Origin of the sequence: Microcoleus sp. A6-C6, from assembly GCF_036705955.1 — a bacterium.
Taxonomy (GTDB): domain Bacteria; phylum Cyanobacteriota; class Cyanobacteriia; order Cyanobacteriales; family Microcoleaceae; genus Microcoleus.
Genome location: NZ_JAUBVR010000120.1, coordinates 1 through 10,390 on the forward strand (window position 1 = coordinate 1; position 10,390 = coordinate 10,390).

The window sequence follows — 10,390 nt, forward strand, 5'->3', positions numbered from 1 at the left end:
CACATTGATAACGCCTTTGAAAGTCCCTTTGTGGTCTTAGTCAAGAATCCCCCTGATTCATCAGTGGGGAGTATCAACAATCTGACAACACTGATTCTATACGACAATCAAATTACCACAGTTATTATTTGCAACAGTCTCCGCGACGCTTATCCCCAAATCTTCAACTTGCTCAAACGCTACCATAATAGATTGGGGATAAATCTAGACCAGAAATGGATGTCCCCTGTGGGAGAATTTGCAAGTCCGGGCCTGTGGAACTATGAGCTCGATAGCATGACGATCGAGTCCGAAGCAGACACCACACTGAGTTTGCTAATGTACCAATTGGTTGAAAGCTACGTGCGATCGGAACAAACGATGGGGAATGTTTTTCCTAATCATTTGTTATCCCTTAAATCCCCTAAAACCCCCACGACTTTGTTTAAGTAAATCTATTTGGCGCACTGGTATATCTCTTCATTAGGCGTCAATATTTCCCAAAATACACAAGAAATACTTCGCTGCAAAAAGCTGCTTTTAGAGCATTGCGGTTGGATATTTTCCTTTGAAAAAATTTGTTATGTGTCCGATCGCCCCCGCCACCTGCGCTTTGACAGTTAAAACCGCTTGCACGCGGAAGCAGAACCTGCGATCGAGTTTGCAGATGGATGAAATTTTTACTATTATCATGGTGTCAAATTGCCTGAAGAATACGGCAAAGTCCACCCAAATCAATGGCAATCGCAATGGCTTTTAACAGAAGAGAATGCCGAACTGAGGCGAGTGTTAATTCAAGGAATTGGCTACGATCGCATTTGTCAACAGTTGTCAGCAAAACAAATAGATAGTTGGCAGGAATATGCACTATTACAAATAGATAATGCCGATGTAGAGTCGATTTGTTTGTTAAAAATGACTTGTCCGAGTACGGGATTCATTCACGCTTTGAGAGTGCCGCCTAACCTGACATCAGCTAGGGAGGCAATTCGCTGGGTAAATTGGGATATTGATGCAGAGGAATTTTCCGTGCAGACTTGATCTAGTTGCGGCGGCAGTATATAATTAAATCAAGTTTGATTAGCAGTCGCAATGTGTGCTTGCCTGAGTCCTGCGTAAGTCCTGAGCAAGAAGGAAGAAAGAAGAAGCGAAAAAACTGCTTTTTTGGGTTCCCAGGCAAAACTAATTGGTGTCAACTTAATGTGAAACCCCGATTGTGGCATGGGGTTTAAACCCTTGCAGGAAACCTTAACTCCTTTTCAGACGACTGTTCCACTTATTATGCCAATTCCGCATTTATAATCCACTTTATATTGAGCGATGGTTGTCGCCACTACACACAAAAAGCCCGCCTTCGGAGGCTTTAAGATTAAAGTTTAAAAATAATTTTTGACTTTACAGATCCAAAATTAGAGATTCAGCGTATATTACTAATGAACGCAGTACAAAATTTCATAAGTTCGCACCGCTAAAAATTTCAGCTTGCCTGTTTGCAGTTGAGCTGCGATCGCCCTTGGCTACACAGCCAACTATAAAATACGGTTAAGTGAGCGGTATTTAGGAGTGGGTTTATTTGAATCGGGGGGAGGGTTTATGTATCATTTTAGCTGCGTGTAATACTTTTATGGCAACCAACCCCTACAGCCGAAAATAAGAAAAACTATCCTAAAAGTGCGAATTTGTGATGTTTTGACTGAGAATACCACCGCCGTTAGGCAACGGAAGTATCAAAATTAGAGGGTGATTAGAGCATGGCAGAAATAAGAGACAACGCACAAGCAAACTTGCTAGCCGGAACTCCAGAAGATGACCTGATTTTTGGTTTAATGGGCAATGACACCATTGCCGGAAACTCTGGTAATGACAGCATTTATGGAGGAAAGCAAAGCGATTTAATTGAGGGAAACTTAGGTCAAGATTCGATTTTTGGAGATTTAGATAACGACACTATTAACGGCGGAGAAGGTAACGATTTTTTAGTTGGCGGAAAAGGCAGCGATTCCATATCCGGTAACTCCGGGAATGATGTTTTGTCGGGCGATCGAGATACTGATGTCCTCATAGGCGGAGACGGGGCAGACGTATTTGTTTTGAGGCGCTACGCTGAGGCTGAACCTTTCCGTACCAGCGGCGGTGTTAATTTGGGAAACGCGGACGCGATCGCCGATTTTGTACCAGGTACAGATTTAATCGGTTTGGGCGAAGGTGTCAGTTTTAGCGACTTGAATATTTTGGAAGCTGGAAACGATACTGTTATTCAAGACCGGGTGACTGGAGAATTCTTCGCGACTCTCAAAGGGGTGAGACAAAGTTCGATCGGTCCGGCCAATTTCACTAATAATATTAACAGCATTGTTCCCAACCCCCCGCCTCCACCGCGGACAACGGCTTATGCTTTAACTCCTGCTAATCGGATTGTCGGTTTTAGTCTTTCCAATCCGGGAAGTGTGATCTCAGATTTTCCTGTGACTGGATTGCAAGCGGGAGAAAGTTTGCTGGGAATTGATTATCGCCCCGCTAACGGTGTGCTTTACGGTGTGGGTTCTAGCAATCGCTTGTATACTGTCAATCCGATGACTGGGGAAGCAAGTCCAGTGGGTAACGGGCAGTTTGCTGTTCCTCTAACTCCGGGGGCTGCGGGTTTTGATTTCAATCCGACAGTCGATCGCATTCGGTTTGTCAATCAAGCGGGTCAAAACGCTCGCCTCAACCCCGATAACGGGGCAGTTGTGGATTTTGACACGCTGGCGGGGGGAATTCAACTCGACGGGAATTTGGCTTACCGGGCGGGCGATCGCAATTTTGGGTCAAGTCCAGGGGCTGCGGCTGCTGCGTATACTAACAATTTTGCAGGGGCAACTTCGACCACACTATTTGCAATTGACAGCGATTTGGATGTTTTGGTGCGACAAGATCCGCCGAATAATGGAGTGTTGAATACGATCGGATCTTTGGGAGTTGATGCTTCTAGCGTTCTCGGCTTTGATATTAGGAGTATTGGCGGCCGCGATGTCGCAGTGGCGGCGCTGGCAGTTGGGGGCATTTCCGGCTTGTACAATATCAATTTAAGTAGCGGTCAAGCTTCCTTTGTCGGTCAAATTGCCGACGGGAGACAGATTAACGGTTTGGCTTTGCCTTTGCCTACAGCTTACGCTTTAACTGTCAGAAATGGCGCCGAAACAATTGTCGGTTTTAATGAGGCGGCACCGCGGGCTATTCTCAGCGACGTGGCAGTTACAGGGTTGCAGCCGGGAGAAAGTTTGCTGGGAATTGATTTTCGCCCCGCTAACGGTTTGCTTTACGGTGTGGGTTCTAGCAATCGCTTGTACGCGATCGATCCCGTGACTGGGGCTGCAAGTCAAGTCGGTAGCGGGCAATTTCCTGTTGGTGTGACTCCGGGGGCTGCGGGTTTTGATTTCAATCCGACGGTGGATCGAATTCGGTTTGTCAATCAAGCTGGTCAAAACGCCCGCCTCAACCCGGATACAGCGGCAGTTGTGGATACTGACACGCTGACGGGGGGAATTCAACTCGACGGGAATTTGGCTTATGCTGCGGGCGATCGCAATTTTGGAAATTCTCCGGGGGTGGCGGCTGCTGCGTATACTAACAATTTGCCTGGGGTAAATTCGACAACTTTGTTTGCCATCGACAGCAATTTAGACGTTTTGGTGCGGCAAGATCCGCCGAATAATGGAGTGTTGAATACGATCGGATCTTTGGGAGTCGATGCTGGTACCGTTATCGGCTTTGATGTCAGGAGTGTGGGCGGTAACGAGAGGGCTTTGGCTGCGATCGAGGTTGGCGGAGTTTCGAGCCTGTACAATATCAATTTGACGACCGGTCAAGCTTCGATTGTAGGTCAAATTGGCGATGGCAGGGGATTTAAAGGCTTAGCACTGACTTTGATTTAAATAGGGGAAGGAAGAAGGAAGAAGGAAGAAGGAAGAAGGAAGAGAATTCCCGATTCCCAATTCCCGATTCCCGATTCCCAATTCCCAATTCCCAATTTGAGTTAATCTATTATTTTGACAACAAAGATAAGATGTTATCTCAAGTTTTCTACTTGCTCCGCTCTCGTGCTGACGGCAAATATATCAGCGCTTGTCCCAATCCAGATTCGGCGGTGAGTTACCTGCTGATCTTTCGCGAAGACTATGACGCTTTGAGCTATCTGAATGCCCACGCAGCGGATGTTGCCGATCGATTCGGAGTAGAATCGATTTCTGGTTCTCAGGTCAAAAAGCTACTCGAACGTTGGGGATTTAACGGTGTGGGGGTTGTTCAAGACCCGCTGCTGCCGAATATTGAGTTTTTATTGACAAAGAATTGACAATTAACAACATTTGTGTTTAACCCGGTTCCTGGAAGGAATCGGGTTTTTTGGTGAAGTTTTTGGGCGATCGCGCGATCGAGCTTGTCAACTTCCGTGCCCCATATCTAGTGCAAATTGTCAAATATATTAACCTTTTACCCTAAATCTGAATCCTGTTGTATATTCGTAGTTTGATATATTCCGACACGTCAGTACACAACCTATGGTTCGAGAATTAGAGCGATCGAGTGCCCGCGAGAAACGCAACCTGTCCGATTTCCCCGAAACAGCACCCGCAGCCAATCCAGTATTTTTTAGGACGTACAGCCGCCGTACCGAGACAGGGCGGGAGACTTGGGCCGAAGTGTGCGATCGAACAGTCAAGGGGCTCCAAAAGCTCGGAAACCTCACCCCCGAAGAAACACAACTGCTGCACCGGATGCAAAACGAGCTCAAAACCCTCGCTTCAGGCCGCTGGCTGTGGGTAGGTGGCAGCAAATGGATCGAACAGCCAGAGAACTTTTCCGGCGCATATAACTGTTCGTCAACAAATATTATCGACTGGCGGGCCTTTGGTTTATTGATGGATTTGGCAATGATGGGCTGCGGCACAGGTGCAGTCTTGGAACCACAATACATCAACCAACTGCCACCGATCCGCAACCGCTTAACCGTGACAGTCCAAGGTGCGATCGGCTCTACACCCGCTCAATCCCGCCGCCAAGAAACCGAAGTAAAAATAGACGAAAAAACTGCCACAATTTATGTCGGAGATTCCCGCCAAGGTTGGGTAAAATCCTATCAAGCTTTGCTGGAATTATCCACAGATGAAAGATTTGCTGGATCAGTTCAAATCTTCATCGATTTGAGCGACGTTCGCCCGGTTGGAGAACCTTTAAAAGGTTTTGGCGGAGTAGCAAATCCGGTGAAATTGCCCGACCTTTATCAGCGGTGCGCGGCAATTTTGAATAAAGCTCAAGGGCGGCAGTTAAATTCAGTTGAATGCTGCGTATTGATTGACGAAGCTGCGGTCACTATCGTCGCTGGAAATATTAGAAGGAGCGCGGGAATTCGTCAGTTTGATTCTAGTGATCAACTGGGGGCAAATGCTAAAAACAATCTGTGGCAACAAGATGCAAACGGCAACTGGAAAATTGACCCAGATCGAGATGCTTTGAGAATGGCAAATCACTCTCGTGTTTTTCATCATAAACCAACGCGGGAAGAATGTATTGATGCCGTTCGCCAACAGTATTATAGCGGAGAAGGTGCGATTCAGTGGGCGGGCGAAGCTGTAGCTAGAGCTAACGTTGACTTACTTTCAACGCCGAGTCTTAAACTTGAGTTTTTGAAAGCTTACGACGAAGGAAAATCTAAACAGTGGTTGCAAGAACGTCATCCTAATATGACGGATAAAGAACTAGATCATCGGTCAGTTCGTTTGGGTTTAAACCCGTGTGGTAAGTAATTTTGCCTCACGTTAAAAACCTCGCAAAATCGGAGAAGACTGAGATGTTAACTCCGAGGTAAGTAGGGGAATTAAAAATCCTTTACCACCGTAGAGCGTACCAGGTGAACCTTCTTTATTGAAGAACATAATCCTGGCAAGAGTGCGGGGCATCTACAACTAAAGTAGATGAAAAAGTACGCCGAGCTACAGGGAACATGGAATCTGTAGAACTAGAGGATAAAAAGCCTTTAGGGTAACATAACTGGAAATCATCGGCTCTAACTTCCACTGTAATCTTTCTGAGGTTCACCTCAATCAAATTGACCCTTACAATTTCAAAGAACAAGAGGAAGCTTTCACCGCCGCAGCTATATCTGTCGCGGTACTTCTCAATCACAAATTTCTTGAACCGCGCTATCAATACAGCCGCGAATTAGACCCGATCGTCGGTGTATCTTTTACTGGATTGTTCGATTTCTTCGTTCATGCTTTCGGCGTTGAGTGGCTGCGCTGGTGGGTGGAAGGCCGCCCGCAAACTCCGCAAGGAATCGTGTTTAAACAGCGGGAAGAAGAGTATTTGACTGGTTGGCGGGAGACCGTGAATCGGGTAGTTTGGGATTATTGCGATCGCCATTCCTTAAAACGCCCCAATCGCTGCACAACCGTGCAACCATCGGGTACTAAATCTCTGCTGACAGGCGCTTCTCCGGGGTGGCATCCGCCCAAAGCCCAGCGTTTCATTCGCCGAATCACTTTCGGCAAAAACGACCCTGTAGCCCTCGCCTGCATCGACTACGGATACAACGTGATTCCGTCTCAATCTGACAAAGATGAAAACGGCAATTTGCTGAACAATCCCTTCGATGAACGCTGTACAGAATGGCTGGTAGAAATACCCGTTGCTGTAAGTTGGGCTGACTTACCCGGTGCTGATGAAATTGACATTAACAAGTTCTCTGCGGCCGCACAAATGGACTTTTATATGCAGGTGCAAAAGTTCTATGTCAGACACAACACTTCGGCGACGATTGAGTTGCGGGAAAATGAAGTAGAAAGTTTGGGTACTCGGATTTATGAAGCGATTCGCGATGACGAAGGCTACATTTCCGCAGCACTTTTGGCTCGGTTTGATGCTCTGGAAACTTTCCCGCGTTTGCCCTTTGAACCGATTGAAAAGGAGACTTACGAGACAATGTTGAAAGACGTTTTAGTGCGTCGTCAAATTGATATTTTCCAGGTGGCACTGAGTCGTTATGACTTGGGTGAAATGATGGATTCGGGGCCTGCGGGCTGCGATTCTGATAAGTGTTTGATGCCTGAGACTAAGTAGATTTAGCTTTGGCTTAAATATGAGAAATCCCCTGGTTTTGGGGATTTCTTTTTTTGAGAATTACCGATCTGATGTTATGTAGCAAGTGTCAGGTTGCTGGGACTCTAGAAGGTCGGGGTTAAATATCACCACGAATTTCGCACCAGGAACCAAGCGACGGAGAATCTCCAGATGACCGTCCGCATCCGATCGAGTGCGAAACTGACCAACTGTCACACGCTGCATTTTGGGCAGCAAACGAACCATAATCCAAGGATAAAGTCGTTCTTTGTAAGGCATAATTAACTTGTCGACCTACGTATGGGAGCCAGAGCCAGTGCTGATAGGTTGGTAGCCGGGATGCACTGGCTTTCTGACGAACGCGATGTTCTCCTCTCATACTACGGACAAATTTGGGTTAAGTCAAGTTAACCATAGAAATTCTGAAATCGGTACAGTGAATGAGTAGTGTGGGTGAAAAACTCAAACAGCGACGGCAATCGCTGTCTTTGACGCAGCAGCAAGTTGCCGATCGATTGGGCGTGACTGTAACCACTGTAAAAAATTGGGAAGCGGGCAGACATATTCCAAAGCTGTATCTAGAACAGACGAAAGCATTGTGCGACCTTCTGAAGCTTTCCTTAGATGAACTGGTAGATTAAGTATTTGTAGGGTGCGTCGCTGCGAAATTTTCAAGCCTATCGACAGATTATCGACAGCGACGCACCCTACGGTATTTGTTGCGTGCAATAGCGGTATTGTATAATTGGATTAGCCTTTTTTTAGAGTTTGTAACTAATATCAACATGATCAGAGGTGCAATTCCAGATGATATTCCCACCAATTTACAAGAACAAATACTGCTGCAAGACGCTAAGGCTCAACCTGCCATCATGATTCAAGGTGGCTCCAGGAGACCACTAGGAGATGCTCCCAGATTGGTTGCCCACTATGGCGGTCAGCCTGAAGATTGGTATAAAATGGCTAGTAACCAAACCGCTATTATCGAGGGATATGTCGTTGAAATTCATTGGTATAGAAATACCTCCACACTGCAAAATGTGGAGTACAAAATTAAACGTACATACCCTAAAATAGCACCTAAAAACCAGTGAGGTTAATATATGAAAATTCGCTGCATTGCCAACAAAGGAGCAGACCTGCCGGAAAATTACCTAAATCCACCGCTAGACATTACCAAAGAAACTGAATTTAAATTGATAGTCGGTAAAGAGTATACTGTCTATGCTATCTCTGAATGGGAAGGAAATTTAGGGTACTATATTTGCGATGAGCGCTATACTTATTATCCTATAGAGAATCCAGCCCCGTTATTTGAGATAATTGATGGCAGATATTCTAGATATTGGCAAGTGCAATTAGCAACTAATGGTTTGTTAGAGATTGCTTTTGAGCATTGGTTTTCGATACCTGATTTTTACGATCGACTAACTGACGGAGAAGCAGAAGCAGTTTTGATTTTTGATAAAATAAGAGAACTCATGGACGCTGAAGCCGCAATTCCTCAACCTGAACCTTTCTCTATTGAAGAATTGCTGGCGTTGTCACCCCGTGAAATAATTGCCTTGACGGGGTGACAACCCTGTGAAGGAAACGCCTGTATCGACTCTAACGGTTTGTTTCCTCAACTATTTCGTAAGGTGCGTCGCTGTAAGATTGTCGATTTTTATGCAAGGGATTGTCGATGGCGACGCACCCTACAATTACTTCCCAGTATTATCTCTTCAACCGTTTACGTAATAATCCCGCGTTCCCTTCGCATTCATCGCTTCTCCGAGTCGATTTAACCCGTACACGTAAGCAGCAGTCCTCATACAAACTGACAATTCCTGAGATATTTTCCAAATTGCCTCTGTTTCCTCGACCATTTTGTGATGCAACCGCTGGTTGACTTCCTCTAGCGTCCAATACAGTCCGCTGCGATTTTGCACCCACTCAAAATAACTAACCGTTACGCCTCCGGCATTGACTAAAATATCAGGAATCACCTGAATTCCCCTCGCTTCCAAAATTAAATCAGCATCTGAATCAATGGGCCCGTTAGCTACTTCAAAAATGAACTTAGCCTTGACATCATTAACATTTTGTGCAGTGATTTGATTCTCCAAAGCTGCTGGAATTAGCACGTCTACATCTAAGGCCAAAAGTTGCTCATTTGTCAAGATTTCGTGTTCGATAATATTGCAAACAGAACCTTCGCAGTAAATAGCTTGGATACCTTTGTTAGACTCTTTAAAGCGTCGAATGCTGGGAATATCTAGCCCTTGTTTCGCATAAATTCCCCCTTGGGAATCGCTGACAGCCACAACTTTGTAACCTGCTTTCCAGAGCAATTCTGCTATTTCTGCACCGGCATTACCAAAACCCTGGACGGCTACAGTTGTCTCGCCAGGAATTCGGTTAAATTTGGGCAGGAGAGTTTGAATTACAAAAAAAGCACCCATTGCTGTTGCCGTATCTCGGCCCAAACTGCCGCCAATTGTCACGGGTTTACCTGTCACAACCGCTGGACAAAGCTGCCGTTTAATAATATTGTACTGATCCATCATCCAACCCATAATCATGGGATTGGTGTAGACATCCGGCGCGGGAATATCGATATCGGGGCCGATGAAATCTGCGATCGCATCGACATAGCCCCGGCTCAACCTTTCCAATTCAAATTTGGACAATTCTTTGGGATTGACAGTAATTCCGCCCTTGGCTCCTCCAAAGGGCAAGTTGAGAACCGCACATTTAAATGTCATCCAAAATGCCAAGGATTGCACTTCGTCGAGGGATACATTTGGATGGTAGCGTACTCCTCCTTTAGACGGGCCTCTGGTATTGTCGTAGCGTACTCGATAACCTTGGAAAATTCGCAGGGAACCGTCGTCCATCCGCACGGGAATTGATACTATTAAGCTGGATTTGGGATATTTGAGCCGCTCGATCGTATCCTCGGAAAGGGATACATATTTTAAGGCTCTTTCTAGTCGGCGACTGGCATCAGCAAATAATGATTCAGACATAAGATGAAGGAAGAAGGAAGAAGGAAGAGGGAAGAAGGAAGAGGGAAGGCGGAAGAGGAAAGAGGGAAGGCGGAAGAGGGGAGACAGGAGAAGAATTTGCCGGAAAGCTCTTGGTTAGCTGGCGTCTTAAATTTAATTGTTTTGGCTTAGCTGCTGGTTTTTCGATACTTTATAATTTAATCACAATTTCAGTCTAATTCTGCATAAGTGCCTTCTACATAAGCGCTGTCGTAAGGATTCAGGTAAAAAATAGTTGATTGAGAGCCGAAAAATATGGTAATGTAGTCAGATGAGCGAAAAGCCAG

Annotated in this window: 10 protein-coding genes and 2 pseudogenes; 10 read left to right on the forward strand and 2 right to left on the reverse strand. The window is 45.7% G+C overall.

Features of this window, described 5'->3' with window-relative positions:
• From QUB52_RS27405 to nrdJ (QUB52_RS27430), 6 genes and pseudogenes are all read left to right on the forward strand, one after another.
• Positions 1-432: pseudogene (locus QUB52_RS27405) on the forward strand (hypothetical protein); the annotation flags it as partial.
• Between the two features lie 84 nt (positions 433-516).
• Positions 517-1,020, forward strand: a pseudogene (locus tag QUB52_RS27410) (DUF6745 domain-containing protein); the annotation flags it as partial.
• A gap of 710 nt (positions 1,021-1,730) precedes the next feature.
• Positions 1,731-3,893 carry a DUF4394 domain-containing protein gene (locus QUB52_RS27415; RefSeq protein ID WP_332975460.1) on the forward strand — a complete coding sequence of 721 codons (2,163 nt, stop codon included), beginning with the start codon at positions 1,731-1,733 and terminating at the stop codon, positions 3,891-3,893.
• Positions 3,894-4,024: 131 nt separating this feature from the next.
• On the forward strand, positions 4,025-4,312 hold the full coding sequence (locus QUB52_RS27420; protein WP_332975461.1) for a hypothetical protein: 288 nt from the start codon (positions 4,025-4,027) through the stop codon (positions 4,310-4,312).
• A 205-nt stretch (positions 4,313-4,517) separates the two neighbouring features.
• On the forward strand, positions 4,518-5,762 hold the full coding sequence (gene nrdJ, locus QUB52_RS27425) for a ribonucleoside-triphosphate reductase, adenosylcobalamin-dependent (protein WP_265236995.1): 1,245 nt from the start codon (positions 4,518-4,520) through the stop codon (positions 5,760-5,762).
• Between the two features lie 301 nt (positions 5,763-6,063).
• Positions 6,064-7,074: a ribonucleoside-triphosphate reductase, adenosylcobalamin-dependent gene (nrdJ, locus tag QUB52_RS27430; RefSeq protein ID WP_442923230.1), complete on the forward strand. Its 1,011-nt coding sequence runs from the start codon at positions 6,064-6,066 to the stop codon at positions 7,072-7,074.
• A 60-nt stretch (positions 7,075-7,134) separates the two neighbouring features.
• On the opposite strand, the gene QUB52_RS27435 is transcribed toward nrdJ (QUB52_RS27430), so the two are convergent.
• Positions 7,135-7,353: a hypothetical protein gene (locus QUB52_RS27435; protein ID WP_265236996.1), complete on the reverse strand. Its 219-nt coding sequence runs from the start codon at positions 7,351-7,353 to the stop codon at positions 7,135-7,137.
• Positions 7,354-7,514: 161 nt separating this feature from the next.
• Between QUB52_RS27435 and QUB52_RS27440 the strand changes: the two genes are divergently transcribed.
• The 3 genes from QUB52_RS27440 (at position 7,515) to QUB52_RS27450 (ending at position 8,651) form a co-directional block, all read left to right on the forward strand.
• On the forward strand, positions 7,515-7,715 hold the full coding sequence (locus QUB52_RS27440; RefSeq protein WP_265236998.1) for a helix-turn-helix transcriptional regulator: 201 nt from the start codon (positions 7,515-7,517) through the stop codon (positions 7,713-7,715).
• A 96-nt stretch (positions 7,716-7,811) separates the two neighbouring features.
• A complete protein-coding gene (locus QUB52_RS27445; RefSeq protein WP_265237000.1) occupies positions 7,812-8,168 on the forward strand; it encodes a hypothetical protein in 357 nt (118 codons plus the stop codon).
• Positions 8,169-8,177: 9 nt separating this feature from the next.
• A complete protein-coding gene (locus tag QUB52_RS27450) occupies positions 8,178-8,651 on the forward strand; it encodes a hypothetical protein (RefSeq protein WP_332975462.1) in 474 nt (157 codons plus the stop codon).
• A 147-nt stretch (positions 8,652-8,798) separates the two neighbouring features.
• Here the strand turns inward: QUB52_RS27450 and QUB52_RS27455 are convergent, their stop codons facing one another.
• A complete protein-coding gene (locus QUB52_RS27455) occupies positions 8,799-10,085 on the reverse strand; it encodes a Glu/Leu/Phe/Val family dehydrogenase (RefSeq protein WP_332975463.1) in 1,287 nt (428 codons plus the stop codon).
• Between the two features lie 3 nt (positions 10,086-10,088).
• Between QUB52_RS27455 and QUB52_RS27460 the strand changes: the two genes are divergently transcribed.
• Complete coding sequence (locus QUB52_RS27460) at positions 10,089-10,235, forward strand: hypothetical protein (protein ID WP_265237006.1); 147 nt, start codon at positions 10,089-10,091, stop codon at positions 10,233-10,235.
• Positions 10,236-10,390 lie beyond the last annotated feature (155 nt).

Bases quoted from the DNA above. Each gene is read 5' to 3' on its own strand.
- QUB52_RS27455 (WP_332975463.1), bottom strand. From the start codon at position 10,085: ATGTCTGAATCATTATTTGCTGATGCCAGTCGCCGACTAGAAAGAGCC.
- QUB52_RS27460 (WP_265237006.1), top strand. From the start codon at position 10,089: ATGAAGGAAGAAGGAAGAAGGAAGAGGGAAGAAGGAAGAGGGAAGGCG.
- nrdJ (WP_265236995.1), top strand. From the start codon at position 4,518: ATGGTTCGAGAATTAGAGCGATCGAGTGCCCGCGAGAAACGCAACCTG.
- QUB52_RS27420 (WP_332975461.1), top strand. From the start codon at position 4,025: ATGTTATCTCAAGTTTTCTACTTGCTCCGCTCTCGTGCTGACGGCAAA.
- QUB52_RS27435 (WP_265236996.1), bottom strand. From the start codon at position 7,353: ATGCCTTACAAAGAACGACTTTATCCTTGGATTATGGTTCGTTTGCTG.
- QUB52_RS27440 (WP_265236998.1), top strand. From the start codon at position 7,515: ATGAGTAGTGTGGGTGAAAAACTCAAACAGCGACGGCAATCGCTGTCT.
- QUB52_RS27415 (WP_332975460.1), top strand. From the start codon at position 1,731: ATGGCAGAAATAAGAGACAACGCACAAGCAAACTTGCTAGCCGGAACT.
- QUB52_RS27450 (WP_332975462.1), top strand. From the start codon at position 8,178: ATGAAAATTCGCTGCATTGCCAACAAAGGAGCAGACCTGCCGGAAAAT.